Source organism: Microbacterium sp. NPDC077644 (genome assembly GCF_040702785.1).
Classification (GTDB): domain Bacteria; phylum Actinomycetota; class Actinomycetes; order Actinomycetales; family Microbacteriaceae; genus Microbacterium.
On record NZ_JBFBME010000003.1, the window covers coordinates 291,669 to 307,549 of the forward strand.

The window sequence follows — 15,881 nt, forward strand, 5'->3', positions numbered from 1 at the left end:
GCCGCGCCTAGCGTCACTGTGTGCCCTGCACCGGGCCTCAACCCATCCACGATCGAACGGATCCCACAGTGAAGATCTCCCGAATCGCTCGCATCGGCGCCATCGGCGCCGTCGCCGCTCTCGCACTCGCCGGTTGTGCCGCGAACGAGACCGCCCCCGAAGGCGGCAGCTCGGACGCTCCCGAGTCGACCGTCTCCGGCACCATCGAGGCCACCGGCGCCTCCTCGCAGGAGGCCGCGCAGCAGGCGTGGGTCGCCGCGTTCCAGACCGCCAACACGGGCGCCACCGTCAACTACACCTCGACGGGTTCCGGCACCGGCCGCGAGAACTTCATCGCCGGATCCTCGAACTTCATCGGCTCCGACCGCGCCTACAACGCCGACGAGATCGCCGCCGGCGGCTTCGGCGCCTGCACCGATGACGAGATCGTCGAGGTCCCGGTCTACATCTCCCCCGTCGCGGTCGCCTTCAACCTCGATGGCATCGACAGCCTGAACCTCGACGGTGCGACCATCGCGGGCATCTTCGCCGGCGACATCACCAACTGGAACGACGAGGCGATCGCCTCGCAGAACGAGGGCGTCGAGCTGCCCGACCAGGCGATCGTGCCGGTCCACCGCGCCGACGCTTCGGGCACGCAGGAGACGTTCACCACCTACCTCGAGGCCGTCGCACCCGACGTGTGGACGAACGAGGCCAGCGACGAGTGGCCGCTCTCGACCGGTGAGGCCGCCGACGGCACCTCGGGCGTCGTCAACGCGATCACCAACGGCGTGGGCTACATCGGCTTCGCCGACGCCTCGCAGGCGTCGGGCCTCGGCCAGGTCGCGATCGAGGTCGAGGGCGAGTACGTCTCGTACTCCGCTGAGGCCGCGTCCGCACTCGTCGCCGCTTCGCCGCTCGAGGAGGGCCGCTCGGCTCACGACCTCGCCTTCGCCGTCGACCCGGCCGCAGCACCCGCGGGCTCGTACCCGATCGCCCTGGTCTCGTACCTGATCGGCTGCGTCAACTACGAGGACTCCGAGGTCGCCTCACTCGTCAAGGCCTACTTCCAGTACGTCGCTTCGGCCGAGGGCCAGGACGTCTCGGCCGAGGCCGCCGGCAGCGCCCCGATCTCGGACGACCTCCGCGAGAAGGTCAACGCCGCGATCGACGCGATCGTCACGGAGTGACCTGACCCTCAGCCCACGCTGAGACAGTCCAACGCCCCCGTGGCGCTGATCGAATGGATCGAAAAGCGCCGCGGGGGCACCCGCATGAGAACCAGAACACACCTCGAGCCCAGATCCTCTCTCTGAACACCGTGGAGCCGCTCAGATGACAACCACCACGACGGGACCCGACACCACCCGCCCGTCTGCGGCGCCCCGATCCGTGAAGCGCGTGGGCGACCGCGTCTTCTCCGGCACGGCGCTCGCGGCCGGAATCATCATCCTCGTCACCCTCGCCGCCGTCGCGGTCTTCCTGATCGTCCAGTCGATCCCTGCTTTCAAGGCCGACACCTCGAACAACCACATCCTCGAGGGCCAGTCCTTCATCACCTGGGTGTGGCCCTTCGTCTTCGGCACGCTGTACGCGAGCGCCATCGCCCTGATCGTCGCCGCACCGCTGGCGATCGGCATCGCGTTGTTCATCTCGCACTACGCGCCGCGCAAGATCGCCGGCGTCCTCGGCTACATCATCGACCTGCTCGCGGCCGTCCCCTCGGTCGTCTTCGGCCTCTGGGGTGCGCTCACCTTCGCGCCGATGCTCGTGCCCTTCTACAAGTGGCTCAACGAGAACCTCGGCTGGATCCCCATCTTCGGCGGAACGCCGTCCGGCACCGGCAAGACGATCCTCACAGCATCCCTCGTTCTCGCCGTGATGATCCTCCCGATCATGACCGCGATCTGCCGCGAGGTCTTCCTGCAGACGCCGCGCCTCCACGAGGAGGCAGCCCTCGCGCTCGGCGCCACGCGCTGGGAGATGATCCGCATGGCCGTGCTGCCGTTCGCGCGCAGCGGCATGGTCTCCGGCGCGATGCTGGGCCTGGGCCGCGCCCTCGGCGAGACCATGGCCGTGACGCTCGTGCTCTCCCCGCTCGGCATCGTGACCTTCAACCTCCTGAACCCCGAGAACCCGACGACGATCCCCGCGATCATCGCCCTGCGGTTCCCCGAGGCGCACGACGAAGGCGTCAACACCCTGATCGCCGCGGGTCTGATCCTGTTCATCGTGACCTTCGCGGTCAACTTCATCGCACGCTGGATCGTCTCGCGGCGCGCCGAGTTCTCGGGAGCCAACTGACATGAGCACCACTGCCGTCGCCCCCGCCTCCGTCACCTCCTCGAACACCGCAGGCCACCTGCCCAAGTGGGCGCCGTGGGCGCTGCTGGTCGTCTGCCTCGTCATCGCGGCCGCCGTCTTCGCCTTCGCGAACAGCGGCGGAGACCCCGCCGACTTCAACATCGCCATGACGCTCGTGGTCGGCCTGCTGCTCTACATGGTGCTGATCTTCGTCGTCTCGACCGTGGCCGAGAGCCGTCGCCACGCGACCGACCGCCTGATGACCGCCCTGGTGTCCGCCGCGTTCGTCGTGGCCCTCCTGCCGCTGGTATCGCTGCTGTACACCGTGCTCGTCAACGGTCTCGTGCGCTTCGACGCCGAATTCTTCAGCTCGTCGATGCGCAACGTCGTCGGCGAAGGAGGCGGCGCCGTCCACGCCCTGTGGGGAACGCTCCTCATCACGCTCGCCGCCACGATCATCTCGGTGCCGATCGGCCTGATGACCTCGATCTACCTCGTCGAGTACGGCGAGGGCAAGAAGCTCGCCCGCGGCATCACGTTCCTCGTCGACGTCATGACCGGCATCCCGTCGATCGTCGCGGGTCTGTTCATCTACTCGGTGTTCGCCCTCCTCATCGGCCCCGGCACGCGCATGGGCATCATGGGCTCGCTGGCGCTCTCGGTGCTCATGATCCCCGTGGTCGTCCGCGGCTCCGAAGAGCTGCTGCGCATCGTCCCCAACGAGCTCCGCGAGGCCGCCTACGCGCTCGGCGTCCCGAAGTGGCTGACGATCCTCAAGGTCGTCCTGCCCACCGCCATCGCCGGCATCACCACGAGCATCATGCTCGCGATCGCCCGAGTCATCGGCGAGACCGCCCCGCTGCTGCTCACGGTCGGCATGGTCCAGAGCCTGAACACGAACCTGTTCAGCGGCCAGATGGCCACGCTCCCCGTCTTCACGTACATGCAGGCCAAATATCCCGGCATCCCCGCCGAGGCGTTCATCGATCGGGCCTGGGCGTCTGCGCTGGCGCTCATCCTGGTCGTCATGATCCTCAACCTCGTCGCCCGAATCATCGCGAAGGTGTTCGCGCCCAAGACCGGCCGCTGAGCGGCCCTCCGACCCGACAAGAAGGATTCCAGTGTCCAAGAGCATTGAAGTCAACGACCTCAACGTCTACTACGGCGACTTCCTCGCCGTCGAAGGCGTCAGCATCGACATCAAGCCGAACACCGTGACGGCGTTCATCGGTCCGTCCGGCTGCGGCAAGTCGACGTTCCTGCGCACCCTCAACCGCATGCACGAGGTCATCCCCGGTGCGCGTGTCGAGGGCGAGGTGCTGATCGACGGAAAGAACCTGTACGGCTCGGGCGTCGACCCCGTGCTCGTCCGCCGTCAGGTGGGCATGGTGTTCCAGCGCCCGAACCCGTTCCCGACGATGTCGATCAAGGAGAACGTGCTCGCTGGCGTGAAGCTGAACAACTCGCGCATGGCGAAGTCCGACCAGGACGCCCTCGTCGAGAAGTCGCTGCGCGGCGCGAACCTGTGGAACGAGGTCAAGGACCGCCTCGAGAAGCCGGGATCGGGCCTCTCGGGCGGTCAGCAGCAGCGTCTGTGCATCGCCCGAGCGATCGCGGTCTCGCCCGACGTGATCCTCATGGACGAGCCGTGCTCGGCGCTCGACCCGATCTCGACCTTCGCGATCGAGGAGCTCATCGCCGAGATCAAGACCCAGTACACGGTCGTGATCGTGACGCACAACATGCAGCAGGCTTCGCGGGTGTCGGACCGCACGGCGTTCTTCAACATCGCCGGCACCGGCAAGCCCGGAAAGCTCATCGAGTACGACGACACCGCCACGATCTTCACGACCCCGTCTGTCCAGGCGACCGAGGACTACGTCTCCGGCCGCTTCGGCTGAGCCCCGGGGCGGGAGCGCTTCCCCTCCGTCCCGAATCCCAGACACTTGGGTTCGCATCGGTGTGTCACCACGACGACATGCCGCGTTTGAGCCAGGTCGTCCGGGATTCGGCACATTCTGACTCGTCCTGCACGGGCGCCACTTCCTGAAGAGTCCTTCACACGTGGCGGGTTACCGCCTCTTGTCATTCCGACAGAACGCGGATGCTCGGGAGATGAGCTTCGTCCTGGCATCCACAGCGCTGCAGCAGACCGGTCCGATCGCTCGCACGAGTGAACTGCGAGAACGAGGCGTGTCGAAGCGAGAGCTCGCGCGCGCTCATCGCGCGGGAGAGATCATCAAGGTCCGCCAAGGCGTCTATGCAGCGCTCGGAACAGACGACCTCCTTCTGCACGCTGCGGAGCACGGCGGCGCTCCCGGATGCGCCGGCGCCGGCAGGCTTCACGGCCTCTGGATGCTGGATGACGAGTCCGAGACCGGCCTGCATCTCTGGCTGGGTCACGCTGCCGAACGCCACGCGTGCGACCGAACTGACTGCGCGAGGAGCATCCGGATGCACTGGGATGACGGTGTCGCCGGGCTCGGCGCCGTTCCGCCTGTGCACAACACACTGCTGCAGATCGCCCTCTGCCTCGGGGAGGAGCCGTTCTTCGTCGCCCTGGAATCCGCATTGCGCCAGAGTCGGCTCCCGCGCAATGCTGAGCGCTGGCTGCGGCGGCGGCTGCCGGAGGCGCTGAAGTGGCTCGTGAACTTCGCCCGCGCGGACGCGGACAGCGGGCTCGAGTCGCTGATCCGGCTGCGCATGCACCGCGTCGGGGTCGATATGCGAAGTCAGGTTCTCATCGACGGCGTCGGAGAGGTCGACTTCGTCATCGGCGACCGCCTGATCGTCGAAGCCGACGGCAAGGAGAATCACGACGACGACCCCGGGGTCTCCGCTCCTCTGAAGGGTTCGCGCCGCCACAAGGATCTGGTTCGGGATGCCAAGGCCGCGGCTCTCGGGTACGAGACATTGCGCTTCGACTACGCCCTGATCGTGCACGATTGGCCGACCGTGGAGGCAGCGATCCTGGCGAAGGTCCGCGCCGGCGCCCACCTTGGTGACTCGTTCGCACGCGTCGCGGCCTGAATCCCAGACGCAACGGCCGCCGTTCGGCGTGTCGTAGACCCGACACGCTGCTGAACAGCATCAGCATCTGGGATTCGGGACGCGGTCAGTCGCGGGGCGAGAGGAGGTACTGGTTCAGGTCCGTCGTGAGGGCGTGGTCGACGGACAGCAGGCGATCGTCGACAGCCGTGATGGGCGCGGCCAGGCGGACGCTCGAGACGAGCCATGCGGCATCCGCCTCGGCGATCCGCGACGCGGGCACCTGTTCGTAGCCCGCCTCGAAACCGCGACCCTCCAGGTACTCGTACACGCTGAGCTGCGTCGTGCCCTGCAGGATGCCGCCGCTCGGCGCCGGCGTGACGAATCGGTCGCCGAACCGCAGGATGAGGGATGCCGTGGGTGCCTCGAGCACGTAGCCGTCGCTGGAGAGGAACACGGCGTCATCGGCGCCCCGGCGATGCGCCTCGCGGAGCGCCGCCATGTTCACGGCGTACGACAGCGTCTTCGCCCCCAGGAGCAGCCACGGCGCGCTCTCGGCCACGTCGAGCGGATAGCCGCGGTCCAGCGTGACGACGGAGACTCCCGACGTTCGCACCGCAGTGAAGTCCGCAGCCGGCGCGGCCGTCACCCAGGCGGTCGGTGTGGGGCCGTGCTCCACTCCCCTGCTGAGGATCAGCTTGATGACCCACTCGCCGGCCGGACATTCCGCGGCGGCGACCGCGACCGCCTGACGCCACTGCTCCAGGTTCGGAGCCGGCAGATCGCAGATCCGGGCGGAATTCACCAGACGTTCCAGGTGCGGCACGACCTCCTGCGCGTGCGCATCGATCACACCGATCGACTCGAAGACGCCGTCTCCTCGCTGGGTACTCAGTTCGCTCACGCTCAGCGCCGGCGCACCGGCATCCACCACCGTGAAGGTGTCGGAGAAGTCGGCGCGCTCCTCGGCGGCATCGGCTGGATCGAGAATCAGAGCGAAGCGCTGGGCCATGAGAAGACTCTACGGCCACTCAGGAATACCCAGGGCGCGGGGACGTTACACTGGAGTGGCCGGGCCGCATAACCCCGGGCTCCAACTTCTGCCGCTGCGAGCGGCCTTCCGCCGAGAGGCGTTCTTGCGGCCCGGTCTTTCTGTCTCCCGGCGCCGTCAGGCGCCTTCCGTGCCGCCCATCAGGTGAGGCCGCCGGACCGCCACAGCCCCGCGGCAGCCGTCAGGTCGTTCGCGTACAGGTGCAGCCTGCGCGCCCTGGCCGTGAGCTCGGTGGCACGCTCCGGCACCGTGACCTCGTAGTCGTCGGCGACGTGCGTGGCGCCCGACACCTGCACGCGGCAGAACGCTGCCGCGCGATCCAACGCGATCGAGAAGTCACCGCGGAAGACTCCGCGCAGGATCGTGTCGATCAAGGCGACGAGCTCCTCCGGGCTCGCGGGGACAGGCGCGCCGGCGACGACGGCATCCGCGGATCCCAGCTCGACACGGCCGCGCTCGTACAGCAGCGCCGAGGTCTGCGGATCGGTGTGGATGGCGAGCTGAAGCAGGTACAGCCGCCACAGCGCTCCTGGCAGGGAGACGGCCGGTGCCTGCGCCCACAGCTCGGCGATGTCGTCGATGCCGTGCTCGGCGGTGAACGCGATCAGGCGCTCTGCGCTCTCGCCGCTGGAGTCCTCGCGTGCGCGCGTGAGCAGAGCGGATGCCGTGGCGTGCGCGACCCTGATGGTCTCGGCCGAATCGGCCGAACCGACCAGATTGTCGAAGGCTGCGGAGGGCCTGCGGACGGGGCGGTGGAACTGCTCGGGCATCCGTCCAGGGTACTCGCGCTCAGGCGGTCGGGATCGCGATGATCGGATCCGTCGTGGGCTGCCCGGTCGGCGATCCGCCCGCCTGCTCGACGGTCACGGCGATCACATCGCCCTCGTGCATGGCGCCGTCGAGCAGCGCCGTCGCCGTGCCTGCGTCCGTCTCGAACAACCCGGCCGGCAGCGCCTCGTCCCCGCGGACGAACCAGAGCTGATACGTCTGGTCCTCGTCGAGCACCGCGAGCCCGTCCGTGACGAGTACGGCGCTGCCGACGGATGCCGACCAGTGCGCGGTCGCCTCCGCACCGGATTCGAGCTCGACTGTGGCCTGCTGAGCGTCGGGGGCGGCTTCGATCTTCTCGAGCGCGACGACGGATGCCGGCTGAGTGAGCTGCGGGATCACGACGGCGGCGGTGACTCCCAGCCCCACGATCAGGACGACGGATGCAGCGAGCGCGAACAGGCGACGGCTCCAGCGCCGCGCCGGCGCGACTGGGGCGGACGCGGCCTCGGCATCGAGCGCAGCTCCGGTCGGCGAAGTCGGATCCTCCTGCGGTGTCACAGCGATCTGAGCCAGGAGGGCGTCGCGGATGCCGGCGGGCGGCGCAGCAGCAGGAGCGCCGCCCGCCAGCATCGCGGCGGTCTCGGCATCGTGCTCGGCGATGGCGGCCCATTCGGGGTGCGCGGCGAGGGCGTCCGCATAGCGACGCTCGTCGGCATCCGACAGCGCGTGCAGGGCGCGCCCTGCCGCGAGCTCAGCGAACTCGTCCTCGTTCATGCGTTCACCCCCATCTCGTCCCTCAACCGTGAGAGTCCATCTCTCATCCTCGTCTTGACCGTTCCCAGCGGAGCCCCGATGAGAACGGAGATCTCGCTCTGACTGTAACCGCCGTAGTACGACAGCACGATCGCCTCGCGCTGCGGCTCCGGCAGCGTCTTCAGCGCGGTCACCACGCGTTCGCCCTCGATGCTCAGCTCCACGCGCTCGGCCACGCTGTCATGCGCGACCGAGACGTCGCGGATTCCGGCCCGGACGTCCCGATCCGAACTGGACTGCGACGCCCTCACACGATCGACCGCCCTGCGGTGGGCGATCGTGAGAATCCAGGTGCGTCCTTGCCCCTTGTTCGGAGCGAACCGCCCGGCGGATTGCCAGATCTCGAGGAAGACCTCCTGCAGGACCTCCTCGCTCTGCGCCCGGTTGACCAGCACGCGGAGGATGAGCCCGAAGACACGGGACGAGAGCAAGTCGTAGAGTTCGGCGAATGCCCGCTGGTCTCCGAGCGCGACGCTGACCAGAAGATCGGCGACGGGGTCTCCCGCCGAGCCGTCCTCCGGCACGTCCACACCGTCGATGACCATCTCCACAAGCATGCCGCATCAACGCCCTTCTCCCTGACCACTCACCGGTACACGACTCATCCGAAGGTGAACGAGTAGGCCTGGATGCCCTCGGGGATCTTCACCGTCAGCTCTCCGGACCCCGCATCCCCCTGCAGCAGGCGGTACGACCGCGGGGTCCCCGAGACATCGATCATGCGGATCTCACCGTTGTCGGTGGTCACGGTGATCTCTCCCGAGCCTGCGAGCACCATCCGCACCTCGGAGGCCCGGTAGCTGAGACGCACTTCGGCTCCGGAGGCCGCCGGCGTGGCGTACTGCGTGGCGATCTCCCAGGTGCCGTCGAGCGCGAAGGTGTCCTCCGCCTGATCGGCAGGGAAGGAGAACTCCGATTCCCCGGCGCCGTACTCATCGCCGCCGCCGTAGTTGACGTCCTTGGACGAGCCGAGGAATGTCTCGGGCGTGGTCGAGCCGAGCTCCGGCGTCTCATCCGCAACGCCGGATACGGACGGAAGCTGCACGTCCGGGTCGGCGTCGACGAGGAGCTCGCGGATCATCTTCTCGGTGGCCTCGTAGTTGCCCTCGCCGAACGCGATGTGCCGCACGGTTCCCTCGGCATCGATCAGGTAGTGCGCCGGCCAGTAGCGGTTACGGTAGTTGGTCCATGTCGAGAGACTGTTGTCGAGCGCGACGGGGTACTCGATCCCGAAATCGCGGATGCCGGCTGCGACGTTTCCCGCATCCTTCTCGAACGCGTACTCCGGCGAGTGGATGCCGATGACCTGCAGCCCGCTGTCACGATAGGTCTCGTCCCACCCGACGACGTGCGGGATCGATCGCTGGCAGTTGATGCACGAGTACGCCCAGAAGTCGATGAGCACGACCTGGCCGCGAAGGTCCTCGAGGTCGATCGCCTCGCCCTCCGGCGTGTTCAGCCACTGCTCGATCCCGCGGATCGACGGCGCCGTGCCGCAGGACTCGAGTTCGTCCGCGCCGTTCGTGCACTTGTCGAGGTCGCGGTTCTCATCGTTCACGAGGCCACCGAGGCCTAGGGCCTCCTCTGCGGCGTCGTTCTCCGTGAGCTCCTGCTGCAGCGGGGCGGTGTAGTCGGGCAGCAGTCGCTGCAGCATCTGCGGCACGTTGAACACGAGGCCGACGGCGAGCGCGATCATCGCGATGCCAGCGGCGATGCGCAGCCCGCGCTCGCGGGTGCGGAATGCGCGGATGCGGTTCACGACGCTGCGTCCGGCGAGCGCGAAGATCAGCAGCGGGATCGCGACGCCGATCGAGAACGACACGGTCAGCAGCACGGTTCCCGGGCCGATCTGCCCCGTGGAGCCGGCCACGATGATCGCGGCGAGCACGGGCCCGGCGCACGGCACGAACACGGCCCCGAGCGCGAGCCCCACGCCGAAGCCGCTCCCCTGATTCTTGACCTCTTTGCGCGGCAGCCACTGGAAGGGCTTCTCGAGCAGCTGCTCGAACTTCGGAACAAGCAGGCCGATCCCGATGATGATCAGCACGATGATGCCGGCCCAGCGCAGCACGTCCTGAGGAAGCCCGAGGAGACCCAGGATCAATGACCCGACGAGCGTCACGAGCGTGAAGCTCAGGACGAGTCCGGCGATCACGAGGTACGGACGGCTGCGACGCGCCGGAATCACCTCGCCGTCGCCCTCGAAGCTCGCGGACTGCGCTCCTCCGGTCAAGAAGATGACCGGCAGGACGGGCAGGATGCACGGCGAGATGCCGGTGATGAGCCCTCCGAGCAGGCCGATGAGTACCAGGTCCATGAGCTCCTCGCTTCTGTTGCGAGTTCTTCGATGCGCGCCCTCTTTCGGATTGATCGGAAGAAACCTGAAGATCGTCCCATCCGAACCGGCGGGGGTTCCGAACACCAGTCAACGCCGCGGAGATGTCGCGGCTCCGACCCCCGGAGGTAGAGAGATGTTCAGCACCAAGAAGAAGATGGCCGCAGCACTGTCGCTCGGATTCGCGAGCGTGCTCGTTCTGGCGGGCTGTTCCATGGGCGGCGGCGACTCGGCCGAAGAGCCCGCCGAGCCCACCACGCCGGAGACGTCGGAGCCGGCGCCCGACACCATGGACCCGGCCGCGAACCTCGTCGGTCCCGGATGCGAGGCGTATGCCGAGCAGGTTCCGGACGGCGCAGGTTCGATCCAGGGCATGTCCCAGGACCCGGTGGCGGTCGCGGCATCCAACAACCCCATGCTGACGACGCTGGTCTCGGCGGTCAGCGGTCAGCTCAACCCCGACGTCGACCTCGTCGACACTCTCAACGGCGACGAGTTCACCGTCTTTGCGCCGGTGGACGACGCGTTCGCGAAGATCGATCCGGCGACGATCGAGACGCTCAAGACCGACTCCGACCTGCTGTCGTCGATTCTGACCTACCACGTGGTCCCCGGTCAGATCGAGCCGGCAGACATCGCCGGAACCCACAAGACCGTTCAGGGCTCCGACCTCGAGGTCACCGGCGAGGGCGACATGTGGATGGTCAATGACGCGAACGTCATCTGCGGTGGCGTGCAGACCGCCAACGCAACGGTGTACCTGATCGATTCGGTGCTCATGCCGCCGGCTGAGTGACCCGCTCCAGATAGCGCCCGGATGCGGCGCGCCCTTCGTTCACGCGATGGGGCGCGCCGCATATCCTTGCCTCATGCTCCTCGCAGCGGATCACCCAGAGGTGCGCGCATGAACTGGGCGCTGACGGCCGATCTGCTCGGAACGTTCTTCTTCGCGATCTCCGGCTCGCTCCTGGCAGCGCAGCGCGGCTATGACATCGTCGGGTCCCTGCTGCTCGGAAGCCTCACCGGGCTCGGCGGCGGAGTGATCCGCGACCTCATCATCGGGGTGCCGCCCACAGCGTTCGCGCAGCCCGTGTATCTCGCGGCGCCGCTGGCGGCGGCCGTGCTCGTGTTCTTCCTCTCCGCGGGCATCGAGCGGTACTCCAGACCGCTGCTGATCTTCGACGCCGCAGGTCTTGCGCTGTTCTGCACGACTGGGACCGTCAAGGCGCTCGAGGCCGGGATGAACCCGGTCGCCGGGATGCTGCTCGGCGTGACCACGGGCGTCGGCGGAGGGCTCCTGCGCGACGTCGTCGCCAACCGCGACCCGCAGCTGTTCAACTCCTCCGATCTGTACGCGGTCCCGGCCTTCCTCGGAGCGGCCATCGTGGCGGCGCTGTGGTCCACGTCGCTGCCGAACATCGTCACCGTCGCCGCCGCCGCGGCGGTCGTGTTCGTGTTCCGCGTGCTGTCGCTGAAGTTCCACTGGCGCATCCCGCACGCCAAGGGAGGACCGAGAAAGGGCATGGCATCCGAATGAGCGCGGCCACCGGCATCCTGAACGGCTACGACGCGATCCGCGATGATCAGGAGGCGCTGTACCGCGATCTGCACGCGCATCCCGAGCTCTCGCATGAGGAGTCGCGCACGGCCGCCGAGGTCGCGCGGCGCTTGGAAGGCTGGGGCTTCGACGTCCGCAGCGGCATCGGCGGATCGGGGGTCGTCGGCATCCTGCGCGCGGGTGACGGACCGACGGTGCTCATGCGCGCCGACATGGACGCGCTGCCGATCACCGAGGCCACCGGAGCCGACTACGGAAGCACCGCGGATGCCGTGATGCACGCCTGCGGGCACGACGTGCACGTCGCGTGTCTGCTGGGCGCCGCGCGACTCCTCTCGTCGCATCAGGACCAGTGGAGCGGGACGGTCGTCGCGCTGTTCCAGCCGGCAGAGGAGACCGGAGACGGGGCGCGAGGGATGCTGGACGACGGCTTCGCCGACCTCCTCCCGAAGCCGGATGTCGCGCTCGCGCAGCACGTGCTGCCCGGCCCCGCGGGCACCGTGCTCACCCGCCCCGGCCCGGTGCTCTCGAGCGCCGACAGCGTGCGCATCACCGTGTACGGCCGCGGCGGACACGGGTCGACGCCGCAGAAGACCGTGGATCCGGTGGTCCTCGCCGCACTCATCGTGGTGCGGATGCAGACCGTGGTCGCCCGGGAGATCGCGCCGACCGATACCGCCGTGCTGACGGTGGGGAGCATCCGGGCGGGCTCGAAGAGCAACATCATCCCGGACGAGGCCGTGCTCGAGCTGAACCTGCGGACGTACACCGAGGCGACGCGAACGCACATGCTCGAAGCGATCGAACGCATCGCGCGCGGCGAGAGCATGGCGAGCGGATCGCCGAAGGAGCCGCAGATCGAGGTGTACGACTCGTTCCCCCTCACGGAGAACGACGAGACGGTGACGACCCGGGTGGCGGATGCCTTCGCCGAGCACTTCGGCGAGCGCGCGCTGGAGATGGATCTGCAGACCGCCAGCGAAGACTTCAGCGACGTGCCCCGGGCGCTCGGCGTGCCGTACACGTACTGGTCGATCGGCGGGACCGACCCGGATGCCTGGGCCGAGGCGGAGCGGAAGGGAACGATCTTCTCCGACATCCCGGCCAACCACTCCCCGGCGTTCTTGCCGGTGATCCAGCCGACGCTCGAGACGGGGACCGCTGCGCTCGTCGTGGCCGCGGGTGCCTGGCTCGGCCTCGGTTCGGAGAACGGCTAGACTCGAAGACGCGGGCCTCTAGCTCAGTTGGCAGAGCATCGGACTTCAACATAAATAGGAGCGCCTCGGGGGAAACTCCGGGGATGACACCACTCAAAGTCGGGGAACCCTTCCTGGGAGACCAGATGGCAATCCCGAGCCAAGCCGGACGCGAGTCCGGAAGGTGTAGAGACTGGACGGGTGGCACCTAAAGCGCAAGCCAGGGTGAAGGGACAGTCCAGACCACGAACGTCCATGGACGGCGGCGAAAGCCGAAGTGGCATGTTAATCCGCGGGTCATGGGTTCGAGCCCCATGGGGCCCACCGCACAAAGTCAGACCTCAGCGATACCGTCTGCTCATGAAGAAATGCGGCACCTGCCAGGAAGTCAAGCCGTTGACCGACTTCAACAGAAAGTCGTCTCGCACTGACGGACGACAAGAAGTCTGCCGCGAATGCAATCGCTCGCGCTCACGGCGGTATTACCGCGAGAATCGCGAACATCACATCGCGGTGATCAGAAGACGCAACGATGCGCAACGCCTCGAGAGCATCGACCTCATCCGGCGGTATCTGATCGCACACCCTTGCGTGGACTGCGGAGCGACAGACGTGCGCGTCCTCGATTTCGATCACCGGCCAGGCAGTGACAAGCGAGACGGCGTCATGCAACTCGTGCGCGATGGATTCGGTCTCGTCACGATCACGAACGAGATAGCGAAATGCGATGTACGGTGTCGCAACTGCCACGCGATCGTCACCTATGACCGAATGGGAACGAACTGGCGCTCGGTGGCAGCGTCGACGGCCGCCGGAGTTAATACGCCGCGCGCGCGGTGACGACGCACGGCCGCACGATTCGCGCAGCGGACGGAGCAGAACCTCTGGCGGCCGTTGCGCGTCACATCGGCGACGACATTGGTGCACGGTGGAGCCTGGCAGCGGCCGAGCCTGCCCATCCCCCGCGTCACCAGATGCAGCGCCGTTCCGAGATTGATGATCGCTCGCAGAACGAACGGCATCGACGGCACGTCGTCGCGATAGTGCAGGTGCCATCCCTCACCGTCATGGTTCGTCAGCCGCGGGTACGCGGCCGATTCGGCAAGGCGCGTGTTCAGCAGCGCGGCTCGCGCATCGGGGTCCGTCTCGTCGACGATCTCGAGCCACTCGTCGATGACGGCACGCACGTCCGCATGGTCCCCCGACGCAGGAGGGAACGTCATCGTCATGCCCATGTCGAGGGTGCGCGTCTCGATTCCCTGACGGTCCTCCGGCCACTCGTTCGCGAGGGATGCGGCCAGGAGCACGGCGTACTCCCCGTAAGGGTTGAGATGCATAAGGCCATTACAGCACGCTGGAGGCATGACCGCACTCCACACCGCCCCGCTCCCCCGAATCGCTCTCGACGCGCACGAGCACGGCTGGGACGTCGAGTCCCGGCATCCGACGAGCGAGGGGACGATCCTCTACGTCGTCTGCGCCGGCTGCGGCGCCCGCCGCATCGACCTGAGCCCGAGCGCCCAGCTGCCGCCGATCGCCATGACCGTCACGGTGCAGCCGCGGACGTGACCGCTCACGGCGCGCCCCGCGGCACGTCGATGAGCTTCTCGACACCGGTCGACCGGGCCGTCACCGCGCCCGCGGAGGCCTCGGCGATAGCCGCGGCCAGTTCCGGCACCGCCTCCGGCCGCACCCACACTACGAACGACGACGCCGCCGCCGCGTAGACGGGGTCGTCGAGAACGCCGCCGCGGCTGTGCACCCACTCGCGCAGCAGATTGTCGAAGCGTCCGGCATCGACGTACGGAACGCTCACCTCGACGGCGGTGAGCATCCGCCGGTCGAGGACGGTCGCGAGGTCGAGGGCCTCCGACACGGATGACGAGTATGCGCGCACCAGCCCTCCGGCGCCGAGCTTCACGCCGCCGAAGTAGCGCGTCACGACCGCCACGACGTCGGTCAACTCCCGCCGGCGCAGAACCTCCAGCATCGACACTCCCGCCGTCCCCGACGGCTCTCCGTCGTCCGATGAACGCGCGCGTTCGCCCAGCGGGCCCGTGATCTGCGCCGAGCAGTGGTGCCGAGCATCCCACGCCCGCTTCCTGACCGCGGCGATCACGGCATCCGCATCCTCGGGCGACGACACCGGTGCGATGCGTGCGATGAAGCGCGACTTCTTGACCAGCAGCTCGTGATCGACGGCGCGGGCGATCGTGGAGGGGTGGGACCCGCTCATGCCTGCCCGGGCATCCACGCCAGGTCGCCGCTGTCCAAGCGCGCTGTCACCGCCGCGAACCACTCGCGTTCGGACACCACCTGCGCTCGCTCGTACTCGGCTTCGATGAGCAGGATCTCCGGAACCTCGGAGGCCTCCGCGAGGTCGGCGTCGATCGCCGCGATCATGGCGTCGAGCGCGGATGCCCTCGCCCGCAGCGCCGCGATCGCGCCTGCCCTGTCGAGGATGCCGAGATACGACAGCCCGGCCACGGTGGCGGTGCGATCCGTCTGCGGCTGCGACACGAGAAGAGAGACCCGGCGCCGCACCTCTGCGCGTCCGGCATCCGTCAGCGCGAACACCGTGCGCTCCGGGCGTCCGCCGGCCTGCTCCGAGCCGATCGGCTCGATCAGATGCGCGCGCTCGAGCCTGCCGACGGCGTGGTAGATGCTCCGCGGGACGCCGGTGACGAAGTCCTTCCGCGTCTCGACGACGAACCGGTGGATGTCGTAGGGATGCCGCGGGCCCACGGTGAGCAGGGCGAGCACGGTCAAAGCGGCGAGATCGCGATCGCCCCGACGGAGTTCCTGCTTGGGGTCCTTCACGTTCACCACTCTACGAGCTTGACAACCGTTATGGCGAGTTGCACTATTTAGTTATTGCAAGTT

General features: G+C 67.8%; 18 protein-coding genes. 9 read left to right on the forward strand and 9 right to left on the reverse strand.

All coding sequences use genetic code 11. The features are described 5' to 3' along the window. Positions 1-68 precede the first annotated feature (68 nt). The 5 genes from AB0269_RS13545 to AB0269_RS13565 all read left to right on the forward strand — a co-directional run bounded on the left by AB0269_RS13545 (position 69) and on the right by AB0269_RS13565 (position 5,316). Positions 69-1,172 carry a phosphate ABC transporter substrate-binding protein PstS gene (locus AB0269_RS13545; protein ID WP_366211779.1) on the forward strand — a complete coding sequence of 368 codons (1,104 nt, stop codon included), beginning with the start codon at positions 69-71 and terminating at the stop codon, positions 1,170-1,172. Positions 1,173-1,317: 145 nt separating this feature from the next. Continuing rightward, positions 1,318-2,286, forward strand: a complete 969-nt coding sequence (gene pstC / locus AB0269_RS13550; protein WP_366211780.1) for a phosphate ABC transporter permease subunit PstC — start codon at positions 1,318-1,320, stop codon at positions 2,284-2,286. A gap of 1 nt (position 2,287) precedes the next feature. Next, on the forward strand, positions 2,288-3,376 hold the full coding sequence (gene pstA / locus AB0269_RS13555; protein WP_366211781.1) for a phosphate ABC transporter permease PstA: 1,089 nt from the start codon (positions 2,288-2,290) through the stop codon (positions 3,374-3,376). 31 nt (positions 3,377-3,407) lie between these two features. Beyond that, positions 3,408-4,187 carry a phosphate ABC transporter ATP-binding protein PstB gene (gene pstB, locus AB0269_RS13560; protein ID WP_366211782.1) on the forward strand — a complete coding sequence of 260 codons (780 nt, stop codon included), beginning with the start codon at positions 3,408-3,410 and terminating at the stop codon, positions 4,185-4,187. A gap of 214 nt (positions 4,188-4,401) precedes the next feature. Continuing rightward, positions 4,402-5,316 carry a type IV toxin-antitoxin system AbiEi family antitoxin domain-containing protein gene (locus tag AB0269_RS13565; RefSeq protein ID WP_366211783.1) on the forward strand — a complete coding sequence of 305 codons (915 nt, stop codon included), beginning with the start codon at positions 4,402-4,404 and terminating at the stop codon, positions 5,314-5,316. Between the two features lie 85 nt (positions 5,317-5,401). Here the strand turns inward: AB0269_RS13565 and AB0269_RS13570 are convergent, their stop codons facing one another. The 5 genes from AB0269_RS13570 to AB0269_RS13590 form a co-directional block, all read right to left on the reverse strand. Next, the gene (locus tag AB0269_RS13570) at positions 5,402-6,286 is read right to left on the reverse strand and encodes an aminodeoxychorismate lyase (RefSeq protein WP_366211784.1); all 885 of its coding nucleotides are present in this window, start codon (positions 6,284-6,286) and stop codon (positions 5,402-5,404) included. A gap of 179 nt (positions 6,287-6,465) precedes the next feature. Next, complete coding sequence (locus AB0269_RS13575) at positions 6,466-7,095, reverse strand: DNA-directed RNA polymerase subunit beta (RefSeq protein WP_366211785.1); 630 nt, start codon at positions 7,093-7,095, stop codon at positions 6,466-6,468. A 19-nt stretch (positions 7,096-7,114) separates the two neighbouring features. Continuing rightward, on the reverse strand, positions 7,115-7,870 hold the full coding sequence (locus AB0269_RS13580) for an anti-sigma factor (RefSeq protein ID WP_366211786.1): 756 nt from the start codon (positions 7,868-7,870) through the stop codon (positions 7,115-7,117). After that, positions 7,867-8,454, reverse strand: a complete 588-nt coding sequence (sigK, locus tag AB0269_RS13585) for an ECF RNA polymerase sigma factor SigK (protein ID WP_366211787.1) — start codon at positions 8,452-8,454, stop codon at positions 7,867-7,869. The genes AB0269_RS13580 and sigK overlap by 4 nt, the downstream gene beginning before the upstream one ends. Before the next feature lie 56 nt (positions 8,455-8,510). Next, a complete protein-coding gene (locus AB0269_RS13590; RefSeq protein ID WP_366211788.1) occupies positions 8,511-10,226 on the reverse strand; it encodes a cytochrome c biogenesis protein DipZ in 1,716 nt (571 codons plus the stop codon). A 154-nt stretch (positions 10,227-10,380) separates the two neighbouring features. On the opposite strand from AB0269_RS13590, the gene AB0269_RS13595 reads away from it, so the two are divergent. The 3 genes from AB0269_RS13595 to AB0269_RS13605 all read left to right on the forward strand — a co-directional run bounded on the left by AB0269_RS13595 (position 10,381) and on the right by AB0269_RS13605 (position 13,019). Beyond that, positions 10,381-11,040: a fasciclin domain-containing protein gene (locus AB0269_RS13595; RefSeq protein WP_366211789.1), complete on the forward strand. Its 660-nt coding sequence runs from the start codon at positions 10,381-10,383 to the stop codon at positions 11,038-11,040. Positions 11,041-11,148: 108 nt separating this feature from the next. Then, the gene (locus AB0269_RS13600; protein WP_366211790.1) at positions 11,149-11,781 is read left to right on the forward strand and encodes a TRIC cation channel family protein; all 633 of its coding nucleotides are present in this window, start codon (positions 11,149-11,151) and stop codon (positions 11,779-11,781) included. Beyond that, positions 11,778-13,019 (forward strand): amidohydrolase, encoded by a 1,242-nt coding sequence (locus tag AB0269_RS13605; RefSeq protein WP_366211791.1) that lies wholly within the window; start codon positions 11,778-11,780, stop codon positions 13,017-13,019. The genes AB0269_RS13600 and AB0269_RS13605 overlap by 4 nt, the downstream gene beginning before the upstream one ends. Before the next feature lie 450 nt (positions 13,020-13,469). On the opposite strand, the gene AB0269_RS13610 is transcribed toward AB0269_RS13605, so the two are convergent. Further along, on the reverse strand, positions 13,470-13,748 hold the full coding sequence (locus AB0269_RS13610; RefSeq protein ID WP_366211792.1) for a hypothetical protein: 279 nt from the start codon (positions 13,746-13,748) through the stop codon (positions 13,470-13,472). Between the two features lie 11 nt (positions 13,749-13,759). Next, positions 13,760-14,335: a CGNR zinc finger domain-containing protein gene (locus tag AB0269_RS13615; protein ID WP_366211793.1), complete on the reverse strand. Its 576-nt coding sequence runs from the start codon at positions 14,333-14,335 to the stop codon at positions 13,760-13,762. A 25-nt stretch (positions 14,336-14,360) separates the two neighbouring features. Here AB0269_RS13615 and AB0269_RS13620 point away from each other — a divergent pair, with 25 nt between their 5' ends. Then, positions 14,361-14,567: a hypothetical protein gene (locus tag AB0269_RS13620; RefSeq protein ID WP_366211794.1), complete on the forward strand. Its 207-nt coding sequence runs from the start codon at positions 14,361-14,363 to the stop codon at positions 14,565-14,567. A gap of 4 nt (positions 14,568-14,571) precedes the next feature. On the opposite strand, the gene AB0269_RS13625 is transcribed toward AB0269_RS13620, so the two are convergent. Further along, positions 14,572-15,234, reverse strand: coding sequence for a YigZ family protein (locus tag AB0269_RS13625; protein WP_366211795.1), 663 nt, complete (start codon positions 15,232-15,234; stop codon positions 14,572-14,574). Then, positions 15,231-15,818: a PadR family transcriptional regulator gene (locus AB0269_RS13630; protein WP_366211796.1), complete on the reverse strand. Its 588-nt coding sequence runs from the start codon at positions 15,816-15,818 to the stop codon at positions 15,231-15,233. The genes AB0269_RS13625 and AB0269_RS13630 overlap by 4 nt, the downstream gene beginning before the upstream one ends. Between the last annotated feature and the right edge of the window lie 63 nt (positions 15,819-15,881).

Coding starts and splice junctions, on each gene's coding strand:
- AB0269_RS13605 (WP_366211791.1), top strand. CDS start 11,778: ATGAGCGCGGCCACCGGCATCCTGAACGGCTACGACGCGATCCGCGAT.
- AB0269_RS13615 (WP_366211793.1), bottom strand. CDS start 14,335: ATGCATCTCAACCCTTACGGGGAGTACGCCGTGCTCCTGGCCGCATCC.
- AB0269_RS13600 (WP_366211790.1), top strand. CDS start 11,149: ATGAACTGGGCGCTGACGGCCGATCTGCTCGGAACGTTCTTCTTCGCG.
- AB0269_RS13575 (WP_366211785.1), bottom strand. CDS start 7,095: ATGCCCGAGCAGTTCCACCGCCCCGTCCGCAGGCCCTCCGCAGCCTTC.
- AB0269_RS13570 (WP_366211784.1), bottom strand. CDS start 6,286: ATGGCCCAGCGCTTCGCTCTGATTCTCGATCCAGCCGATGCCGCCGAG.
- sigK (WP_366211787.1), bottom strand. CDS start 8,454: ATGGTCATCGACGGTGTGGACGTGCCGGAGGACGGCTCGGCGGGAGAC.
- AB0269_RS13590 (WP_366211788.1), bottom strand. CDS start 10,226: ATGGACCTGGTACTCATCGGCCTGCTCGGAGGGCTCATCACCGGCATC.
- AB0269_RS13565 (WP_366211783.1), top strand. CDS start 4,402: ATGAGCTTCGTCCTGGCATCCACAGCGCTGCAGCAGACCGGTCCGATC.
- AB0269_RS13580 (WP_366211786.1), bottom strand. CDS start 7,870: ATGAACGAGGACGAGTTCGCTGAGCTCGCGGCAGGGCGCGCCCTGCAC.
- AB0269_RS13620 (WP_366211794.1), top strand. CDS start 14,361: ATGACCGCACTCCACACCGCCCCGCTCCCCCGAATCGCTCTCGACGCG.
- AB0269_RS13625 (WP_366211795.1), bottom strand. CDS start 15,234: ATGAGCGGGTCCCACCCCTCCACGATCGCCCGCGCCGTCGATCACGAG.
- pstC (WP_366211780.1), top strand. CDS start 1,318: ATGACAACCACCACGACGGGACCCGACACCACCCGCCCGTCTGCGGCG.
- pstA (WP_366211781.1), top strand. CDS start 2,288: ATGAGCACCACTGCCGTCGCCCCCGCCTCCGTCACCTCCTCGAACACC.
- AB0269_RS13595 (WP_366211789.1), top strand. CDS start 10,381: ATGTTCAGCACCAAGAAGAAGATGGCCGCAGCACTGTCGCTCGGATTC.